The organism is Cellulomonas oligotrophica, from assembly GCF_013409875.1.
Classification (GTDB): domain Bacteria; phylum Actinomycetota; class Actinomycetes; order Actinomycetales; family Cellulomonadaceae; genus Cellulomonas; species Cellulomonas oligotrophica.
This window is the reverse complement of record NZ_JACCBK010000001.1, coordinates 1,162,607-1,180,810: the sequence shown is the minus strand read 5'-3', so window position 1 is coordinate 1,180,810 and position 18,204 is coordinate 1,162,607. Positions and strand designations below refer to the sequence as shown.

At 76.5% G+C, this 18,204-nt stretch carries 19 protein-coding genes; 13 read left to right on the top strand and 6 right to left on the bottom strand.

The features are described 5' to 3' along the window. Positions 1–4: 4 nt before the first annotated feature. A complete protein-coding gene (coaA, locus tag BKA21_RS05115; protein WP_140457276.1) occupies positions 5–982 on the bottom strand; it encodes a type I pantothenate kinase in 978 nt (325 codons plus the stop codon). Positions 983–1,098: 116 nt separating this feature from the next. Between coaA and glmS the strand changes: the two genes are divergently transcribed. Further along, positions 1,099–2,955, top strand: coding sequence for a glutamine--fructose-6-phosphate transaminase (isomerizing) (gene glmS / locus BKA21_RS05110; RefSeq protein ID WP_140457275.1), 1,857 nt, complete (start codon positions 1,099–1,101; stop codon positions 2,953–2,955). Continuing rightward, on the top strand, positions 2,952–3,308 hold the full coding sequence (locus tag BKA21_RS05105; RefSeq protein WP_140457274.1) for a holo-ACP synthase: 357 nt from the start codon (positions 2,952–2,954) through the stop codon (positions 3,306–3,308). The genes glmS and BKA21_RS05105 overlap by 4 nt, the downstream gene beginning before the upstream one ends. Positions 3,309–3,357: 49 nt before the next feature. On the opposite strand, the gene BKA21_RS05100 is transcribed toward BKA21_RS05105, so the two are convergent. After that, positions 3,358–4,344 (bottom strand): LLM class F420-dependent oxidoreductase, encoded by a 987-nt coding sequence (locus BKA21_RS05100; RefSeq protein WP_140457273.1) that lies wholly within the window; start codon positions 4,342–4,344, stop codon positions 3,358–3,360. Between the two features lie 83 nt (positions 4,345–4,427). Here BKA21_RS05100 and BKA21_RS05095 point away from each other — a divergent pair, with 83 nt between their 5' ends. From BKA21_RS05095 to BKA21_RS05065, 7 genes are all read left to right on the top strand, one after another. Further along, a complete protein-coding gene (locus BKA21_RS05095; protein WP_140457272.1) occupies positions 4,428–5,936 on the top strand; it encodes a bifunctional ADP-dependent NAD(P)H-hydrate dehydratase/NAD(P)H-hydrate epimerase in 1,509 nt (502 codons plus the stop codon). Further along, on the top strand, positions 5,933–6,601 hold the full coding sequence (locus BKA21_RS05090; protein ID WP_140457271.1) for a nucleoside/nucleotide kinase family protein: 669 nt from the start codon (positions 5,933–5,935) through the stop codon (positions 6,599–6,601). Before BKA21_RS05095 ends, BKA21_RS05090 begins: the two co-directional genes overlap by 4 nt. Positions 6,602–6,614: 13 nt before the next feature. Then, positions 6,615–7,832, top strand: a complete 1,218-nt coding sequence (gene alr / locus BKA21_RS05085; protein WP_140457270.1) for an alanine racemase — start codon at positions 6,615–6,617, stop codon at positions 7,830–7,832. Beyond that, positions 7,829–8,386, top strand: a complete 558-nt coding sequence (gene tsaE, locus BKA21_RS05080; RefSeq protein ID WP_140457269.1) for a tRNA (adenosine(37)-N6)-threonylcarbamoyltransferase complex ATPase subunit type 1 TsaE — start codon at positions 7,829–7,831, stop codon at positions 8,384–8,386. Before alr ends, tsaE begins: the two co-directional genes overlap by 4 nt. Next, positions 8,383–9,060, top strand: a complete 678-nt coding sequence (gene tsaB / locus BKA21_RS05075) for a tRNA (adenosine(37)-N6)-threonylcarbamoyltransferase complex dimerization subunit type 1 TsaB (RefSeq protein ID WP_140457268.1) — start codon at positions 8,383–8,385, stop codon at positions 9,058–9,060. The genes tsaE and tsaB overlap by 4 nt, the downstream gene beginning before the upstream one ends. After that, positions 9,057–9,590: a ribosomal protein S18-alanine N-acetyltransferase gene (rimI, locus tag BKA21_RS05070; RefSeq protein ID WP_239072744.1), complete on the top strand. Its 534-nt coding sequence runs from the start codon at positions 9,057–9,059 to the stop codon at positions 9,588–9,590. The genes tsaB and rimI overlap by 4 nt, the downstream gene beginning before the upstream one ends. 120 nt (positions 9,591–9,710) lie before the next feature. Further along, entirely contained in the window at positions 9,711–10,592 is an 882-nt protein-coding gene (locus BKA21_RS05065) for a sulfurtransferase (RefSeq protein ID WP_140457267.1), read from the top strand. A gap of 59 nt (positions 10,593–10,651) precedes the next feature. Here the strand turns inward: BKA21_RS05065 and BKA21_RS05060 are convergent, their stop codons facing one another. Continuing rightward, a complete protein-coding gene (locus tag BKA21_RS05060) occupies positions 10,652–11,275 on the bottom strand; it encodes a malonic semialdehyde reductase (RefSeq protein ID WP_140457266.1) in 624 nt (207 codons plus the stop codon). A 124-nt stretch (positions 11,276–11,399) separates the two neighbouring features. Here BKA21_RS05060 and tsaD point away from each other — a divergent pair, with 124 nt between their 5' ends. Further along, on the top strand, positions 11,400–12,440 hold the full coding sequence (gene tsaD / locus BKA21_RS05055; protein ID WP_140457265.1) for a tRNA (adenosine(37)-N6)-threonylcarbamoyltransferase complex transferase subunit TsaD: 1,041 nt from the start codon (positions 11,400–11,402) through the stop codon (positions 12,438–12,440). A gap of 40 nt (positions 12,441–12,480) precedes the next feature. On the opposite strand, the gene BKA21_RS05050 is transcribed toward tsaD, so the two are convergent. Further along, positions 12,481–13,629, bottom strand: a complete 1,149-nt coding sequence (locus BKA21_RS05050) for a glutamate--cysteine ligase (protein ID WP_140457264.1) — start codon at positions 13,627–13,629, stop codon at positions 12,481–12,483. Next, positions 13,629–14,813 carry a class I SAM-dependent methyltransferase gene (locus BKA21_RS05045; RefSeq protein ID WP_140457263.1) on the bottom strand — a complete coding sequence of 395 codons (1,185 nt, stop codon included), beginning with the start codon at positions 14,811–14,813 and terminating at the stop codon, positions 13,629–13,631. The genes BKA21_RS05050 and BKA21_RS05045 overlap by 1 nt, the downstream gene beginning before the upstream one ends. 297 nt (positions 14,814–15,110) lie before the next feature. On the opposite strand from BKA21_RS05045, the gene groES reads away from it, so the two are divergent. Continuing rightward, positions 15,111–15,404, top strand: coding sequence for a co-chaperone GroES (groES, locus tag BKA21_RS05040; RefSeq protein WP_140457262.1), 294 nt, complete (start codon positions 15,111–15,113; stop codon positions 15,402–15,404). Between the two features lie 164 nt (positions 15,405–15,568). On the opposite strand, the gene BKA21_RS05035 is transcribed toward groES, so the two are convergent. Further along, positions 15,569–15,865: a WhiB family transcriptional regulator gene (locus tag BKA21_RS05035; protein WP_140457261.1), complete on the bottom strand. Its 297-nt coding sequence runs from the start codon at positions 15,863–15,865 to the stop codon at positions 15,569–15,571. A 241-nt stretch (positions 15,866–16,106) separates the two neighbouring features. On the opposite strand from BKA21_RS05035, the gene BKA21_RS05030 reads away from it, so the two are divergent. Together BKA21_RS05030 and BKA21_RS05025 are read left to right on the top strand one after the other, a co-directional pair. Next, the gene (locus BKA21_RS05030) at positions 16,107–17,147 is read left to right on the top strand and encodes a MerR family transcriptional regulator (protein WP_140457260.1); all 1,041 of its coding nucleotides are present in this window, start codon (positions 16,107–16,109) and stop codon (positions 17,145–17,147) included. A gap of 301 nt (positions 17,148–17,448) precedes the next feature. After that, the gene (locus tag BKA21_RS05025; protein ID WP_140457259.1) at positions 17,449–18,108 is read left to right on the top strand and encodes a response regulator transcription factor; all 660 of its coding nucleotides are present in this window, start codon (positions 17,449–17,451) and stop codon (positions 18,106–18,108) included. The last annotated feature ends 96 nt before the right edge of the window (positions 18,109–18,204 follow it).

Genomic DNA, 18,204 nt, shown 5'->3' with positions numbered 1-18,204 from the left:
CGGCTCAGAGCTTGCGCAGGCGCACGCGCTGCACGGCGTGGTCCGGCCCCTTGCGCAGCACGAGCGTGGCCCGGCTGCGGGTCGGCAGGATGTTCTGCTCGAGGTTGGGCGCGTTGATCGAGTCCCAGATGCTCTCGGCCCGGGCGACCGCCTCGTCGTCGCTCAGCGCGGCGTACCGGTGGAAGTACGACGTGGGCTGGGCGAAGGCCGTCGCGCGCAGCGACAGGAACCGGTCGACGTACCACTGCTTCACGTCGGGCGTGCGCGCGTCGACGTAGATGGAGAAGTCGAAGAAGTCGCTGACCGCCAGGTTCGACGTGCCCTCGGGCGTCGGGCGGGCCGGCTGCAGCACGTTCAGACCTTCGACGATGAGGACGTCGGGCTGGCGGACCACCACCTGGGCGTCCGGGACGATGTCGTACGTGAGGTGGTCGTACACCGGGACCGCGACCTCCGGGCGACCGGCCTTGACCTTGGACACGAACCGCAGCAGCGCGCGCCGGTCGTAGGACTCGGGGAACCCCTTGCGCTGGAGCAGGCCGCGCCGCTCCAGCTCGGCGTTGGGGTGCAGGAAGCCGTCCGTGGTGACGAGCTCGACCCGGGGCGTGGCCGGCCAGCGGGCGATGAGCTCGCGCAGCAGGCGTGCCGTCGTGGACTTGCCGACCGCGACGGACCCTGCGACGCCGATGACGAAGGGCGTGCGGCCCACGTCCTCGCGCAGGAACGTGCTCGACGCCTGGTGCAGTCCCTGCGTCGCCCCGATGTAGAGGTTCAGCAGGCGCGACAGCGGCCGGTAGATCGCGTCCACCTCGGCCAGGTCGATCGGGTCGCCGAGCCCGCGCAGGTGCTCGACGTCGGCGTCGGTCAGCGGCAGGGGGGTGGACGCCGACAACCGGGTCCAGGCCTCCCTGTCGAGGTCGACGTAGGGCGTCGAGGGGGCGACGGTGGGGGTCGACGTCGGCACCCGTCGATTGTGGACCATCGCGCGGGCCTGCGCGGACCGGCGTCCGCGGCGGGGCGCCGCACGCGGGGCAGGGCAGGGGCAGGGCAGGGGCAGGGCGGGGCCGGGCGTCCCGACCGGCCGCTAGGATCGGCGCCATGTGTGGGATCGTCGGATACGTCGGGGACCAGCTGCCCAGCGCTCGCCCGCTCGAGGTCGTGCTCGAAGGGCTGCGGCGCCTCGAGTACCGCGGTTACGACTCGGCAGGCGTGGCGCTCGTCGCCCCCGGCAGCGAGCTCGCGACCGCCAAGAAGGCCGGCAAGCTCGTCAACCTCGTCGACGAGCTCGACGCCCGGCCGCTGCCCGCGGCGACGGCGGCGATCGGGCACACCCGGTGGGCGACGCACGGCGGGCCCACCGACGCCAACGCGCACCCGCACGTGTCGGGCGACGTGGCGATCATCCACAACGGCATCGTCGAGAACTTCGCGCTGCTCAAGGCCGAGCTCGTCGCCGACGGCGTGACGTTCGCGTCCGAGACCGACACCGAGGTCGTCGCGCACCTCGTCGCCCGCGCGTACGACGCGTCGAAGGACCTCACGGACGCGCTCACCCAGGTCGCGAGGCGTCTCGAGGGCACCTTCACGCTGCTGGCCGTGCACGCGGCGCTGCCCGACACGGTCGTGGGGGCCCGGCACGACTCCCCGCTCGTCGTCGGGCTCGGCGAGGGCGAGAACTTCCTCGGCTCGGACGTGTCGGCGTTCATCGCCTCGACGCGCGAGGCCCTCGAGCTCGGCCAGGACCAGGTCGTGACGATCACGCCGACCTCGGTGTCCGTGACGGGCTTCGACGGCGAGCCGGCGCAGGCGCGCCGCTTCACGGTGGACTGGGACGCGAAGGCCGCCGAGAAGGGCGGCTTCCGCTCGTTCATGGACAAGGAGATCCACGACCAGCCGCAGGCGGTCGCGGACACCCTGCTGGGCCGCACCGACACCACGGGCCGCCTCGTGCTCGACGAGATGCGCATCGACGAGTCGGTGCTGCGCTCCGTCGACAAGATCGTCGTGGTCGCGTGCGGCACGGCCGCCTACGCCGGGCACGTCGCGAAGTACGCCATCGAGCACTGGTGCCGCATCCCCGTCGAGGTCGAGCTCGCGCACGAGTTCCGCTACCGCGACCCGGTCGTCGACGACCGCACGCTCGTCGTCGCGGTCTCCCAGTCGGGGGAGACGATGGACACCCTCATGGCGGTGCGCCACGCCAAGGAGCAGGGCGCCACGACCCTCGCGATCGTCAACACCCACGGGTCGACGATCCCGCGCGAGTCCGACGCCGCGCTGTACACGCACGCGGGGCCGGAGATCGCCGTCGCGTCGACGAAGGCGTTCCTCGCCCAGATCACGGCCGCCTACCTGCTGGGCCTGTACCTGGCGCAGCTGCGGGGCAACAAGTTCCCCGACGAGATCAGCGCGATCATGGCCGAGCTGCGGCAGATGCCGGAGAAGATCCAGCAGGTGCTCGACCGTGCGGACCGGGTGCGCGAGATCGCCCGGTGGATGGCCGACACGCAGTCGGTGCTGTTCCTCGGCCGGCACGTCGGGTACCCGGTGGCCATGGAGGGCGCGCTCAAGCTCAAGGAGCTGGCGTACATCCACGCCGAGGGCTTCGCGGCGGGCGAGCTCAAGCACGGGCCGATCGCGCTCATCGAGCCCGGCCAGCCGGTGTTCGTCGTGGTGCCGTCCCCGCGCGGGCGGGACTCGCTGCACTCGAAGATCGTCTCGAACATCCAGGAGATCCGGGCCCGCGGTGCTCGCACGCTCGTCATCGCCGAGGACGGCGACGAGGCGGTCGTGCCGTACGCCGACGAGGTCTTCTCGGTGCCGCAGTCCTCGACGCTGCTCGCGCCGCTGCTCACCGTGGTCCCGCTGCAGGTGTTCGCGGCCGAGCTGGCGACCGCGAAGGGCCTGGACGTCGACCAGCCGCGCAACCTGGCGAAGTCCGTCACGGTCGAGTGATCGTCGGGGTCGGCATCGACGTCGTCGACGTCGCCCGGTTCGTCGCGACGCTGGAGCGGGCCCCGGGGCTGCGCGAGCGCCTGTTCACGCCCGCCGAGCGGGACATGCCCGCGACGTCGCTCGCCGCCCGGTTCGCGGCCAAGGAGGCGATCGCCAAGGCGCTCGGCGCACCGCCCGGCATGAGCTGGCAGGACGCGACCGTCCGCCGGGTCGCGGGCGCGCAGCCGGTCGTCGAGGTCACCGGCACCGTGCTGGCGCGCGCCGACGCGCTGGGGGTGGACCGGTTCCACCTGTCGATCTCCCACGACGCGGGCATCGCGTCGGCGGTGGTCGTCGCCGAGCGCGACACCTGACGCCCCCGGGGCTCGGTGGCGTCAGGCGTCGGCGCGAGGCGTCCGTGCCTCAGCGCAGGTGCGGCACGACCTCGCGCGCGAACAGCTCGATGCCGGAACGGTCGTACGCGGCCTCCGCGAAGTACGTGATCGCGTACGTCATGCCGAGGTCCTGCAGGGCCCGCAGCTGCTCGACGAGCTGCTCGGGCGTCCCGACCAGCGGACCGTCGCGGAACTGCCCCGCGACCTCGGCGGCCTTCGAGGGCACGGTCGCGGCGTAGTGCTGCTCGATCCACGCCAGGCGGTCGTCGACCTCGGCCTGCGTGGCGCCGACGACCACGTTGTAGTTGGCCGAGCGCGTGATCTCGTCGAAGTCGCGACCGACGTCCGCGCAGTGCCCGCGCAGCACCTCGGACTTGTGCGCGAACCCCTCGGGGGCCCCGTCGAAGTTCGTGTAGCGGGCGTGCTTCGCGGCGATGCGCAGGGTCTTCTTCTCGCCGCCGCCGGCGATCCACAGCGGCGGGCCGCCCGCCTGCAGGGGCAGCGGCGACAGCTGGGCACCGTCCACCTGGTAGTGCTCGCCGTGGAGCGTGGCGGTGCCCGTCGTCCACAGCTGCTCGAAGATCTGCACGCCCTCGTCGAGCATCGCGATCCGGGTGCCGGCCGTCGGGAAGCCGTACCCGTAGGCCCGCCACTCGTGCTCGTACCAGCCGGCGCCGATGCCCATCTCGACGCGGCCGCCGGAGATGACGTCCGCGGTGGTGGCGACCTTGGCCAGGTACGCCGGGTTGCGGTACGCCATGCACGTGCACATCTGGCCGAGCCGCACCCGCGACGTCGCCGCGGCGAACGCGCTGATCAGGCTCCACGCCTCGTGCGTCGCCTCGCCGTTGGGCTCGGGCACGGCGTGGAAGTGGTCGTAGACCCAGACCGACTCGAAGGCGTCGCCGTCGTCGGCCCACGTGGCGAGGTCACGCATGACCGGCCAGTGCTCGCGGGTCTCGATGCCGGTGAGGTCCTGCCGCCAGCCCTGGGGGATGAAGAGTCCGAAGCGCATGGGTCGCACGCTACCGGCGGGCCCCGGCCCGCGCCGCGCGGCCGCGCCTCGCACCGGCGCCCCGGACGGGCCAGGATGGGCGGGTGCTGCTGACCTGGGACGCCGCGGCCGTGCGCGCCGCCGAGGAGCCGCTGCTGCGCGACGGCGCGCCGCTGATGGCACGCGCCGCGACGGGGCTCGCGCACCACGTGGCGCGCCTGCTGCGCGGCGCGCGCGGCGCCGTGCGCGGTGCGCACGCGGTGCTGCTCGTCGGCGGGGGGAACAACGGCGGTGACACGTTGCACGCCGGGGCGCTGCTCGCGCGCCGCGGGGTGCGCGTCACGGCGCTGACGACCGTCGCGCACCCCCACGCCGAGGGGCTCGCCGCGCTGCGGACCGCCGGCGGCCGCGTGCTGCCGGTGCCGGACGGCGACCTCCCCGCGCCCGTGCGCGACGCGCTCGACGGCGCCGACGTCGTGCTCGACGGGCTCCTCGGGCTGGGGGCCCGCCGCGGGGGCGTGCGCGGGCCCGGGGCGGGGCTCGTGGCCCCGCTCGCCGACCTGCGGGGCCGCGCGGGCGCCGGCCCGCTCGTCGTCGCCGTGGACCTCCCCTCGGGCGTCGGCGTGGACGACGGGACGTGCGCGGGACCGGTGCCCGTCGCCGACGTGACGGTGACGTTCGGGGCGCCGCAGCCCGCGCACGTGCTGCCGCCGGCGGCCGGGGCGGTCGGCGACCTCGTCGTCGTCGACATCGGTCTCGACCTGGCCGGGCCGCCCGCCGTCGCCCGGCTGGAGGCCGCCGACGTCGTCGACCTGTGGCCGGTCCCGTCGGCGTCCGGGCACAAGTACGTGCGCGGCGTCGTCGGCGTCGTCGCCGGCTCGGCCGCGTACCCCGGGGCCGCGGTGCTCGCGACGTCGGGCGCGCTGCGGGCAGGCGTCGGGATGGTCCGGTACCTCGGCGACGCGCCCGTCGTGGCCGCGCACCCCGAGGTCGTCGCCGGCCCCGGGCGCGTCCAGGCGTGGGTGGTGGGCCCGGGCGTGGGCCCGGACGACGACGTGCAGCGTTCCCGGGCGCGGGACGCCGTGGCCCGCGCCGGGTCGCACGGCGAGCCGGTCGTGGTCGACGCCGGCGCCCTCGACCTGCTGCCCCCGCACGTCCCGCCGCACGTGGTGCTGACCCCGCACGCCGGCGAGCTCGCCACGCTCCTCACCGCCCGGGGCGCCGCGGTCTCCCGCGCCGACGTGGAGGCGTCGCCCTGGGAGCACGCCCGGCGCGCCCACGAGGCCACGGGCGCCACCGTGCTGCTCAAGGGGCCCGTGACGGTCGTCGTCGGCCCGCACGGCGCGGCCTACGCCCAGGCCGACGGCCCGCCGTGGCTGGCCACGGCCGGGGCCGGCGACGTCCTCGCCGGCGTGCTGGGCGCCGTCCTCGCGGGCCGTGCGGCCGACGTCGCGGCCGACCCGACGCTGCCCGCGGCGCTCGCCGCCCTGGCCGCGCTCGTGCACGGGCGGGCGGCGCACGCGGCCAACCCCGGCGGGCCCGTCACGGCGTCCGCCGTCGCCGACGCGGTCCCGGCGACCGTCGCCGCGCTGCTCGGCGGGACGGCACGGTGACGACCCCGCTGCCCGCGCCGCTCGCCGCCCGGGTGGACGCGCTGCTGGCCCGGGGCGGACGGCGGCTGCTCGGGATCGCCGGCGCCCCCGGTGCCGGCAAGTCCACCCTCGCGGCCCGCGTCGCCGCCGCCCACCCCGGTCGTGCCGTCGTCGTGCCGATGGACGGCTTCCACCTCGCGCAGCGGACGCTCGAGGCGCTCGGGCGCGCCGACCGCAAGGGCGCCCCCGACACGTTCGACGCCGACGGGTTCGTCGCGCTCCTGCGCCGCCTGCGCGACCCGCGGCCCGGCGCCACCGGGTGGGCGCCGGAGTACCGCCGCGACCTGCGCAACCCGGTCGCCGGGGCGATCGGGGTCCCGGCGGACGTGCCGCTCGTCGTGGTCGAGGGCAACTACCTGCTGCTCGACGCGCACGGGTTCGGCCCCGTCGCCGACCTGCTCGACGAGAGCTGGTTCGTCGCCCCGGACGACGGTGTGCGCCTGGCCCGCCTCGTGGCGCGCCACGAGGCGTTCGGCAAGACCCCCGACGCGGCACGGGCGTGGTCGACGGGCCCGGACGAGGCGAACGCCAGGCTCGTGGCCGCGGGTGCGGCCCGCGCGGACGTCGTGGTCGACCCGGACGACCCCGACGCCGGGCGCCCGGGTGGGCCCACGCCCGGGCGGTGAGAGACTGGCGCGCGTGAACGACTTCCCCGCGCGCGTGGTCGTCGACCTCGGCGCCGTCCGTCAGAACGTCAGGTCGTTGGCCGCGCACGCCCCGACCGCCCAGGTCATGACCGTCGTCAAGGCCGACGCGTACGGGCACGGCCTCGTGCCGTGCGCGCTCGCGGCCCTCGAGGGCGGGGCCACCTGGCTCGGCACGGCCCAGGTCTCCGAGGCCCTGCACCTGCGCCGCGCCGGCGTCACCGGCGCGCGCGTGCTGACGTGGCTGTACGCCCCCGGCGCGCCCCTGCGCGAGGCCGTCGAGGCCGACGTCGACGTCTCCGTCGCTGCGCCCTGGGCGCTCGACGAGCTCGTCGCGGCGGCGCGTGCCGCCGGGCGGCCGGCGCGCGTGCACCTCAAGGTCGACACGGGCCTGTCCCGCAACGGACTGGTCCCCGCACAGCTCGACGGCGTGCTCGCCGCCGCGCTCGCGGCCCAGGCCGAGGGCGTGCTGGAGGTCGTGGGGGTGTGGTCGCACCTCGCGTACGCCGACGACCCCGGCCACCCGTCGGTGCGCGCGCAGGCCGCGGTGTTCACCGACGCCGTCGCGGCCGTCGAGCGCGCCGGGGCGCGCCTGGAGGTCCGGCACCTGGCCAACTCCGCCGCGACCCTCACGGCCCCGGACCTGCACTGGGACCTCGTGCGCCCGGGCATCGCGGCCTACGGGATCTCGCCCGTGCCGCAGGTCGGCGGCCCCGAGCGCTTCGGCCTCGTGCCGGCGATGACGTTCGAGGCGCGGCTCGCGACGGTCAAGCCGGTGCCCGCCGGCGCGGGCGTCAGCTACGGGCACGAGTACACGACCCCGGCCGACACGGTGCTGGGCGTCGTCCCCGTGGGCTACGCGGACGGGGTGCCGCGGCACGCGTCGGGCCGGTCCGGCGCCCTCGGCGGTCCGCTGCAGGTCGGGGGGCGGCGTCTGGGGGTCGCCGGGCGCGTGTGCATGGACCAGGTCGTCGTCGACCTCGGCGCCGGTGCGCGGGAGGTCGCGGGCGACCGCGTCGTGCTCTGGGGCCCCGGCACGGACGGTGGCCCGACCGCGCAGGACTGGGCCGACGTCGCGGGGACGATCGCGTACGAGCTCGTCACGCGGGTCGGCGCCCGGGTGCCGCGCGAGTACGTCGACACCGACGCCGCCCACGGTCGCGCCCGGGACGTCCCGTCCGTCGTCGCCGCGAGCGTCGGCGGTGGCCGGTGAGCGCCGCCGCGGAGCCGCTCGTCGTGCGCCTGCCCGACGCCGACGCCACCCGGGCGTGGGGCCGCGCGCTGGCCCCGCTGCTGCGCGCCGGCGACCTGCTGGTGCTCACCGGCGACCTGGGCGCCGGCAAGACCACGCTCACCCAGGGCCTCGGTGCGGGCCTCGGCGTGCGCGGGCAGGTCGCGTCGCCGACGTTCGTCATCGCGCGCGAGCACCCGGCGCTGCCGCGCACCGACGGCACCCGCGGACCGGCGCTCGTGCACGTCGACGCGTACCGGCTGGGCTCGCTCGACGAGGTCGAGGCGCTCGACCTGGAGTCGTCGCTCGACGAGGCCGTGACCGTCGTCGAGTGGGGCGAGGGGTGGGTCGAGGGGCTGACGGACGACCGGCTCGAGCTGCGGCTGCAGCGGCCCCACGGCGGGCTCGCCCCCGACGCGGACGTGCAGGACGCCGCGGCGGGCGAGCGCACGCTGACGGTGCAGGGCGTGGGCGCACGGTGGGCGGGCGTCGCACTGCCCGGCGCGCCGGTCCCGACGACGACGGAGGACGCATGAGCTACCTGGGCATCGACACCTCGGCCGCGGTCGCCGTGGCCGTGGTCGCCGCCGACGGCACCACCCGGACGCTGGTCGACGCCACGCCGCGCCGGCACGTCGAGCACCTGGCGCCGCTCGTGGAGCGGGCGCTCGCCGAGGCCGGCACCAGCGCCGCCGAGCTGCGCGGCGTCGCCGTCGGCACCGGCCCCGCGCCGTTCACGGGACTGCGCGTCGGGCTGGTGACGGCCCGCGTGCTGGGCCTCGCGCGCGGCGTCCCCGTGTGGGGCGTGCCCAGCCTGGACGCGCTCGCCGCGACCGCGGCAGCGGCGCTGCCTACCGGCACGCCGCTGCTCGTCGTGACCGACGCGCGCCGCCACGAGGTCTACTGGGCCCGGTACGTCGTGCGCGACGGCGGCGTGGACCTCGTCGCGGGGCCCGACGTGGCGGCACCCGCCGACGTGCCGCGCACGGACGGCGAGGTCGTGGTCGGCGCCGGTCGGGACGGCTACCCCGACGTGCTCGGCACCGGCCCGCTGCCCGAGGGGCTCGGCGGTCTCGTGGTCGACCCCGCGCGGCTGGTGGGGCTCGCGCTGGCGCGCCGCGACGCGGGCGTGGCCCAGCCCGTCGACCCGCTGTACCTGCGCCGGCCCGACGCGCAGCCACCTACCGCGCGCAAGCGGGCCCTCGCGTGAGCCAGTCCCCGCCCGTCCCGGCGCCGCCCGTCCCGGGGTCCGGTCGTGCGCCCGCGGAGGTCGAGGTCCGGCCGCTGACCGCCGCCGACCTCCCGGACCTCGAGCGCATGGAGGCGGAGCTGTTCGGGCCGGCGGCGTGGTCGACGCAGTCGCTCGCCGACGAGATCGTCGGACCGGGGCGCACGTACGTCGGCGCCGCGGTCGGTGACGGTCGCCTCGTCGGCTACGCGGGGCTGTGGTTCGACGGGTACGACGCGCAGGTCATGACGGTCGGCACGGACAGCGCCTACCAGGGTCGCGGGATCGCCCGGCGGATGCTCACGGTGCTGCTCGACCACGCCCGGACGGTCGGCGCGGACGCGGTGCTGCTCGAGGTCCGCGTCGACAACGATCCCGCGATGCACCTGTACGACACCCTCGGCTTCGTGCGGCTGGGCCGTCGTCGGGCCTACTACCAGCCGGGTGACGTCGACGCGTGGACGATGCGCCTCGACCTGCGGGCGCCGGCGCCCGCGACGACCCCGGGGTGAGGACCGCGCAGGCGTGACCGGGCGGCGACGGCACGACGGCGACCCGGCCGCGGCGGCAGGGACGCGACGGCAGGGACGCGAGGGCAGGGCTGCCACGACCAGGCGACGACGGAGGCGACGATGACGGGGACCACGACGGCCGGACCGGCGGACGAGCAGACGCTGCGGCGGGGCGTGCTCGTCGACGTCGACGAGCTCGCCGCCCGGCTCGCGGACGACGACCCGCCCCTCGTGCTGGACGTGCGGTGGGCGCTGGGCCGCATCGACGGGCACGAGCAGCACCTGGCGGCGCACGTGCCGGGGGCGGTCTACGTGGACCTCGACACCGAGCTCGCGGCCCCGCCCTCGTCGGCCGCCGGGCGGCACCCGCTGCCCGCCGTCGCCGACCTGGAGCGCTGCGCGCGCGGCTGGGGGCTGCGGGAGGGCGCCGCGGTGGTCGTCGCCGACGCGGGCGGCGGCACGTCGGCGGCGCGCGCGTGGTGGCTGCTGCGCTGGGCCGGCGTGCGGGACGTGCGTCTGCTCGACGGAGGGCTGGCGGCGTGGGTGGCGGCCGGCCACCCCGTCGAGGCGGGGGCGGTGCCCGTGGAGCCGGGCGACGTCGTGCTCACGGGCGGGGCGCTGCCGACGGTCGACGCCGACGGTGCGGCGGACCTCGCGGCGCGCGGCGTGCTGCTCGACGCCCGGGCGGTCGAGCGCTACGCGGGCGAGGTCGAGCCCGTCGACCCGCGGGCCGGGCACGTGCCCGGTGCGCGCAGCGCCCCGACGACGGACAACCTCGGGGCGGACGGCCGTTTCCTGCCGGCCGAGGACCTGCGCGCGCGGTTCGCGTCCCTGGGGGTGCGGCGCGGCGGGGACGCCGTCGGCGTGTACTGCGGGTCAGGGGTCACCGCGGCCCACGAGGTGGCGGCGCTCGCGTCGCTCGGCGTGGACGCGGCGCTCTACCCGGGCTCGTGGTCGCAGTGGTCGCACGACGCGTCCCGCCCGCTCGCCGTGGGGCGCTGACCCCGCCTCCGGCGCCCGGAGGCGGGACCGGCCCGCAGGCCGACCCCGCCCGGAGCGGCTCAGAGCGTCGTCGAGGCCTGCGGGAACGTCAGGCGCGGGGCGCGGGGGCGCGTGGTGCCCTCGCCCTCCGGGTGGCCGACGGTCAGGACCAGGAGGGTGCGCCAGCCCTGGTCGGCGAACAGGTCGGCGTCGACGCCGGCGGCGTCCATGCCGCCCATCGCACCGACGCCCAGGCCGACGCCGCGCAGGGCGAGCAGGAGGTAGCCGGCCTGCAGCCAGGCGTTGTCGCGGGACATCCGCTCGCGCGCCTCGACCTGGGGCTCGAAGGACGCCTCGAAGTCGGGCGCGTGCGGGACCAGCGTCGCGGCGTGCCGGTGGAACGCGGGGTCCGCGGCCACGACGAGGGCCAGGGGAGCGGCCAGGACGCGGTCGCGGTTGCCGGGCGCCATGTGCTGGACGAGACGCTCGCGCGCGGCGGCCGAGCGGACCAGCGCGACGCGCAGCGGCGAGGTGTTCATGGCGGTGGGCGCCCACCGGGCGAGGTCGTACGCGGCGGCGACCTGCGCGTCCGTGACCTCCTGCGACGTGAACGTCTGGACGGTGCGCGCGTCGAGGAACAGCGAGTGCACGGCCGCCTCGTCGAGCAGGGCGCCGTCGGGCAGGGGCAGGGTCTGCGTCGTCATGCTCGGTGAACGTTCAACCACCCGGAGGGCATGCCCCGCAGCGACGTGAGGTGGCCCACACCCGGGCGTCGGTGGCGTCGTCCCGGTGCGCCGGCAGCGGCGTCGGCGACCTATCCTGGGCGCCGTGAGCGCACCCCTCGTCCTGGGCATCGAGACGTCGTGCGACGAGACGGGGGTCGCGCTCGTGCGCGGTCACGAGCTGCTCGTCGACGCCGTGGCCAGCTCCGTCGACGAGCACGCACGGTTCGGCGGCATCATCCCCGAGATCGCCTCGCGGGCGCACCTGGAGGCCATGGTCCCCACGATCGAGCGGGCGCTCACGACGGCGGGCGTCACGCTCGGCGACGTCGACGCGGTCGCCGTCACCGCCGGTCCCGGGCTCGTCGGACCGCTGACCATCGGTGCGGCCGCGGCCAAGGCCCTCGCCATCGGGCTCGACCGGCCCCTGTACGGCGTGAACCACGTCATCGGCCACGCGGTCGTCGACGAGCTCGTCGACGGTCCGTTCCCCGAGCGGGTGCTCGCGCTCGTCGTCTCCGGGGGGCACTCGTCCCTGCTGCGCATCGACGGCACGGTGCACGTGACCGAGCTCGGCTCGACCCTCGACGACGCCGCGGGGGAGGCCTTCGACAAGGTCGGCCGGCTGCTCGGCCTGCCGTACCCCGGCGGTCCGCACATCGACCGGCTCGCGCGCACCGGCGACCCCGACGCGATCCGCTTCCCGCGCGGACTGACGGCGCCCAAGGACCAGGCGAAGCACGCCACGGACTTCTCGTTCTCGGGCCTGAAGACGGCCGTGGCCCGCTGGGTCGAGGCCCGGCAGGACGCCGGCGAGCCCGTGCCGCTCGAGGACGTCGCCGCCTCGTTCGCGGCCGCCGTGGCCGACGTGCTGACCGCCAAGACGATCGCGGCGTGCCGGCGTGAGGGCGTGTCCACCCTCGTCGTCGGCGGCGGGTTCTCGGCGAACTCCCAGCTGCGGGAGATGGCCGCCGAGCGCTGCGCCGCGGCGGGCATCGAGCTGCGGATCCCGCCGATCCGCTACTGCACCGACAACGGCGCGATGATCGCCGCGCTGGGCTCGGCGGTCGTCCGCCGGGGCATGCGCCCGTCCCCGCTGGACCTGCCCGTCGACTCGTCGATGCCGCTGACGCAGGTCCTCGTCTGACCAGCGGCCCCGGTCCGACCGGGGCCCCGACGGGCCGGGATCAGAGCGGGCGGCCCGCGGCCATCTCGGCGACGAGGGCGCGCACGACGGGCTCGAGCTCGCCGGCGTTGCGCCGGGCGACGGCCCGCTGCCGCTGGTAGGAGGCCCCGCGGCGCAGGATCGTGCGGACCTGCTCCAGCTCGGCGCTGCACCCCAGGCGCTCGGCCACCGGCGCGAGCTCGACGAGCCAGCGACCCACGGCGTCGGTCACGAGCTCCTCCTCGCCGGCGGCGTCGGTGATGAGGATCGCGTCCATGCCGTAGCGCGCCGAGCGCCACTTGTTCTCCTGCACGAACCACGGCGGCATCGTGGGCACCGGCTCGCCCGCGTCGAGCATCGTGGAGAAGTGCTCGACGAAGCAGTGCGTCAGCGCGCTGATGGCGGTGACCTCGAGCAGCGAGGGCGCGCCGTCGGCGATGCGCATCTCGAGCGTGCCGAACCGCGGCGCGGGGCGGATGTCCCACCGGACCTCGTCGACCTGCTCGATCACGCCGGTGTGCCGCATGTCGCCCACGTACTGCTCGAGCTCCTCCCAGCGCTCGAGCTGCGGCGGCAGCCCGGCGGTCGGCAGCTGCTGGAAGAGCAGGGCGCGGTTGGAGGCGTAGCCGGTGTCCTTGCCGCCCCAGAACGGCGAGGACGCCGACAGCGACTGGATGTGCCCGAAGACCGTGAGCATGGCGCGCGACAGCGGCAGGACCTTCGCGCGGTCCTCGATGCCGACGTGCACGTGCACGCCGTAGATGAGCATCTGGCGGCCCCACCACTGCGTGCGGTCGATGAGCGTGGCGTACCGCTGCTTGTCGGTCACGCGCTGCGTGGCCCAGCTGGCGAACGGGTGCGTGCCGCCGCCCATGAGCTGGATGCGCAGCGGCTCGGCGGCGGCGGCGACCTCGTCGAGGGCCCGCTGCAGGTCCGCCCCGGCCTCGCCGACCGTGCGGCACTTGCCCGACGACACCTCGACGGTGTTGAGCAGCAGCTCGGACGTGATGTGCGGGTGGTCGGCGCCGTCGGCGGGACGCACGGCCTCGAAGATCGCCTGGGCGGCCTGGCGCAGGTCGCCGGAGTCGGCGTCGACGAGCGCGACCTCCCACTCGATGCCGACCGTCGAGCGCTCCGACCGCGCGAACGGCAGGGGGACCGGCGCGGCCATCAGACGGGCTCCACGACCAGCACGCGCTGCTGCCCGGCGACCCGTGTGAGGACGACCGTGCCCTCCGCGGGGCCGCGCAGGTCGAGCTGCTTGCGCAGCTGCTCGGGCACCACGGCCGTGCCGCGCTTCTTGATGGTCAGACGGCCGACGCCGCGCTCGCGCAGGTACGCGCGCAGCCGCTTGAGGCCGAACGGCATGTCGTCGAGGACCCGGTACGCGGTGGCGGTCGGGTCGGGCGTGAGGTCGTCGGCGGTCACGTAGGCGATCGTGCTGTCCACGAGCCGTCCGCGCACCCGCTGGGCGACCGTGCCGACGAGACCGGCGCGGATGACGGCGCCGTCGGGCTCGTAGAGGTAGGCGCCGAGCGCCCCGACGGGCGGTGCGTCGTTGGCGGCGGCGTCCTCGGCCCGCAGGGTGTGCGGCGTCCCGCCGCGCAGCACCAGCGCGCTGCGCCCCGGACCCTGCGGGGCGAGCGGGCCGAACCAGAGGCCGACCTCGACGACGTCGCCGTCCACGGAGACCCACTGGGCCTCGCCGTCCGCGGGCAGGTCCCGGTGCGCCAGGCCGGGCCCGAGCTTGAGGCCCAGCGCGGGGACGGCGTCCCGCAGCGCGAGGAGCGCGTCGAGCGGCGGCGCGTAGGCGCTCGGGTCGAACACCCGCCGCCCGGTGCCGGTGCGCCGCGCCGGGTCGGCGAACACGCCGTCGACGCCGGTGAGGTCGAGCGCGAGCCCGTCGCCGTGGCGCACCTCGACCTCGGGCAGCGCGCGCAGGTTGACGGTCGCCAGCGCCGCCGTGGTCTCGTCGACGTCGGTGGCGACGACGCGCAGGCCGACGCCGCCGAGCGCCAGGGCGTCGGCGCCCAGCCCGCAGGTGAGGTCGGCGACGTACGTGCAGCCGGCGTCGAGGTAGCGCCGCGCGTGGTGGGCGGCGACCTCGAGCCGGCTGGCCTGCTCCAGCCCCGCCGGGGTGAACAGCATGCCGTCCGCGAAGTCGCCGAGCTTGCCGCGGGCCTTGGCCCGCAGGCGCGACTGCGTGAGCGCCGCCGCCACGAGCGACCGGTCGAACCCGTCGCGCTGCAGGCGCTCGGCCAGCACGAGGGCGTGCTTCTCGTCGTAGGGCGGCAGCGCCCCGAGCAGAGCCCACCCCTGCGGGCTCAGCACCTGGGCCAGGCCCGCGTCGTCCATCCGCCCAGCCTGCCACGGCCGCACCCGGGGACGCGCCGCACCGGGCCCCGGCGTGCCGGACGGGCACGGCCGCGGGGCCCGTCGCGGGGCCCGCCGCTGGTCGGCCCGGCGCGCGGGACCGAACCCGTACTGGCACTCGGGTTGACCGAGTGCTAACGCGTTCCTAGAGTGAGGAGCTGGCACTCTCCTCGTGAGTGTGCCAACCGTGCCCGTGGTCCCGGCACCCGCGACGACGGCGACCGGCGGTGCGGCGCAGACATGTGGCTCACCAACTCAGATGCGAAGGGGAGGTCCGCTGTGTCGGTCTCCATCAAGCCCCTCGAGGACAAGATCCTCGTCAAGACCCTCGAGGCAGAGACGACGACCGCGTCCGGTCTCGTCATCCCCGACAGCGCCAAGGAGAAGCCCCAGGAGGGCGAGGTCCTGGCGGTCGGCCCGGGTCGGATCGACGACAAGGGCAACCGTGTGCCGCTCGACGTCGCCGTCGGCGACAAGGTCATCTACTCCAAGTACGGCGGCACCGAGGTCAAGTACGCGGGCGAGGAGTACCTCATCCTCTCCGCGCGCGACGTGCTCGCCGTCATCGGCTGACACCCGCTGGGCGCCCTGGCGCCTGACGTGACGAGAGGCCCCCTCCCGACGGGAGGGGGCCTCTCGTGCGTCGTGGCCGTCTCGGCCCCGCCTGCCCGGGACCCGGAGCGCCCCGCCGGCCCGGGCGGCGCCGTCGGCGCCCGGGCCGGCCGAGGGGCTGCTCGTCAGACGGCGGCGCGGCGTCCGGCGCGCTCGGCGAGGACGGCGGCCCGCTCGTCCTCGGACAGGCCGCCCCACACGCCGTAGGGCTCACGGACGGCCAGGGACTGCTCCCGGCACTCGTTGAGCACCGGGCACGTGGCGCAGATGGCCTTGGCGGCCTCCGCGCGGCGGCGACGCGCGGCGCCGCGCTCGCCCTCGGGGTGGAAGAAGAGGTCCTGGTCCGCGTCGCGGCAGGCGCCGTCGAACTGCCACTCCCACAGGTCCATCACCGGTCCGGGCAGTCGCGAGATCTCCGCCATGGGTTCCTCCTGGGGTCCTGCAGGTCGCACCCCGGCGGGATCGCCGGGTGGGGTCGGTCTCGCCGCCCGATCGAAGCGATGCGGTGGCGATGTGTCGTCACGTTAGCAACCGTTTCAGAAGTTGTTCAAGACCCGGTCGCGATCTGATTCACCCGGGTGACGTGCGCTGCGTCACGTCGGTCCGTCCCCAGGTGGCGGATCGTCCCCCGCGCAGGACGGCCCCGGCTGGCACAATCGCGCCATGACCGAGTCGCGACCGTCGGTCCGTCCGACGGACGGCCCGGCGCACCCGGGCCTGCCGGACGACCTCCCCGACGCCGCAGGTTCCGTCGACCTCCCCGACGCCCACCCCGCGCCGGCCGACCCGTCCGACGACGCCGACGCACCCGCGCTGGCCGTCGCCGCCGTCGCCCGGCGCCTCGGCGTCGCGCCCGCCACGCTGCGCACCTGGGACCGCCGGTACGGTCTCGGCCCGTCGGCCCACAGCGCCGGCGCGCACCGCCGGTACAGCGCGCGCGACGTCGAGCGTCTCCTCGTCATGCGACGGCTCACGATCGAGGGCGTCGCCCCGGCCGAGGCCGCGCGGCGGGCGCTCACCGCGGACGTCAGCGCACCGTCGCCCGCCCCGGCCCTGCCCTCGCCCCGGCCCGCGGGCCTGCCCGGGGGCGGCGGCGTGGACGCCGTCGTCGACGCCGCTCTCGCCGGCCAGCACGACCGGTGCGCCGGGCTGCTCGCGGTCGCGGAGACGGACGACGTCGCGACCTGGTGGACCACGCTCGTCGAGCCCGTGCTCGCCGCGCTCGCGCTGCGCACCGTCGTCGACCGCCCCGGCGTCGACGCCGGGGCCACCGTGACCGCCGCCGCCCTGGGCGCCCTGCGGGCCCGGACCGTGCGACCTCCCCGCCCCGGGGCCCCCGTCGTCCTCGTGCTCACCACACCGGGCGAGCCGCGGCCCCTGCTCGCCCACGCGCTGGCCGCCGCGCTCGCGGTCGCGGGCGTGGACGCCCGCACCGTCGGCGGGCCGGTCTCGTCCCGCCACGCGGGGGAGCTGGTCGTCATGACGCGCCCGGGCGCGCTGGTCACGGTCACGAGCCGCGACGAGCCGGACCTCGGCGTCGTCGCGTGGCTCGCGCGCGAGCACCCCGGGCTCGCGCAGTTCGTCATGGTCCCCGACGCCGCGGTCGAGCGCGTGCCGCTCGACCGGACGGTGCACCGCTCGCGGTCGTTCCGGGGGCTCCTGCACGAGTGCGTCGCCGCCGTGGCGCCGTCGGCGCACGCCTGACCGCGCCGCGCACGTCGCGACGGCGCGGGCGGCGTCCTCGCGGCGGACCGTCCGGCTGCTGCACCGCCGTGCTGCAGCCCCGTCCGCCCGCTGGGCCGTCCGGGGAGCCGACCCGGACGCCTGCCCGGGACCGTGCCGGCCCGGACGCACCCGAACGCGTGACGACATATCACGTGCGAGCCCTCAACCGGGAGGAAACGGTGCGGGGGAATTCACCGCCGTCCCTCTCCAGGGCTAACGTGACCCACCGGTAACGCCGATGGGGCCTCAGATCCGTGCAAGGCCTTTCGAGGAGGAACTGATGGCTGGCGTCGTGGTGTGCCACGGCTCGTCGAGCGTGCGAGAGCGGCTGGTGGTGACGTCGATCGGCGTCCCCTCCCTGGCCCCGGTGCGTGCTGCGGCGAGTGCTGACGAGCTGCTGGCCCTGGCCCGCCGCATCCCTCCGACCGTGGTGCTGCTCGACGCGCACCTGCCGGCCCCCGGCCCGGCGGAGGCGATCCGTCGCCTGCGGACCGTCGCGCCGTCGGCCGCCGTGGTCGTGCTCGCCGGGCCCGACGACGGCGAGGCGCTGGACCGTGCGCTCGCCCTCGGTGCGCGGGGGTTCCTCGCGCCCGACGTGGGCCGGGCCGAGCTCGCCGCCGTCGCGGCGCACGTCCAGGCCAGCCCCGTGACGTCGGCGCCGCTCGTGCCGCAGCCCGTGGGGCCGGCGCCCGCCGCCCCGTACGAGGGCCGGCAGGCGACGGCGCTGCGCCCCGGTGACGTGCCGGCGCAGCTGACCAAGCGGGAGATCGAGGTGCTCGTCGGCATGAGCCACGGGCGGTCGAACGCCCAGATCGGCCAGGAGCTGTACCTGTCCGAGGACACGGTCAAGACCCACGCGCGACGGCTGTTCCGCAAGCTGGGGGCGTCCGACCGGGCGCAGGCCGTGGCGATCGGGCTGCGGCGCGGCATCATCGACTGACCGCGGCCGCAGCCGTGACGGGCCTCGCGCCCGCGGGCCCCGTCGTCGGCACCGCCGTCGGCCACGGGGCGGCCCGGGCGGCACGTATCCTGGGAC

What these genes read in the sequence shown, in the direction of transcription:
- BKA21_RS05065 (WP_140457267.1), top strand. Translation starts at nt 9,711, where the DNA reads ATGACGGGGACCACGACGGCCGGACCGGCGGACGAGCAGACGCTGCGG.
- BKA21_RS05050 (WP_140457264.1), bottom strand. Translation starts at nt 13,629, where the DNA reads ATGGCCGCGCCGGTCCCCCTGCCGTTCGCGCGGTCGGAGCGCTCGACG.
- BKA21_RS05025 (WP_140457259.1), top strand. Translation starts at nt 17,449, where the DNA reads ATGGCTGGCGTCGTGGTGTGCCACGGCTCGTCGAGCGTGCGAGAGCGG.
- BKA21_RS05060 (WP_140457266.1), bottom strand. Translation starts at nt 11,275, where the DNA reads ATGACGACGCAGACCCTGCCCCTGCCCGACGGCGCCCTGCTCGACGAG.
- BKA21_RS05045 (WP_140457263.1), bottom strand. Translation starts at nt 14,813, where the DNA reads ATGGACGACGCGGGCCTGGCCCAGGTGCTGAGCCCGCAGGGGTGGGCT.
- BKA21_RS05100 (WP_140457273.1), bottom strand. Translation starts at nt 4,344, where the DNA reads ATGCGCTTCGGACTCTTCATCCCCCAGGGCTGGCGGCAGGACCTCACC.
- glmS (WP_140457275.1), top strand. Translation starts at nt 1,099, where the DNA reads ATGTGTGGGATCGTCGGATACGTCGGGGACCAGCTGCCCAGCGCTCGC.
- tsaB (WP_140457268.1), top strand. Translation starts at nt 8,383, where the DNA reads ATGAGCTACCTGGGCATCGACACCTCGGCCGCGGTCGCCGTGGCCGTG.
- BKA21_RS05035 (WP_140457261.1), bottom strand. Translation starts at nt 15,865, where the DNA reads ATGGCGGAGATCTCGCGACTGCCCGGACCGGTGATGGACCTGTGGGAG.
- BKA21_RS05030 (WP_140457260.1), top strand. Translation starts at nt 16,107, where the DNA reads ATGACCGAGTCGCGACCGTCGGTCCGTCCGACGGACGGCCCGGCGCAC.
- coaA (WP_140457276.1), bottom strand. Translation starts at nt 982, where the DNA reads ATGGTCCACAATCGACGGGTGCCGACGTCGACCCCCACCGTCGCCCCC.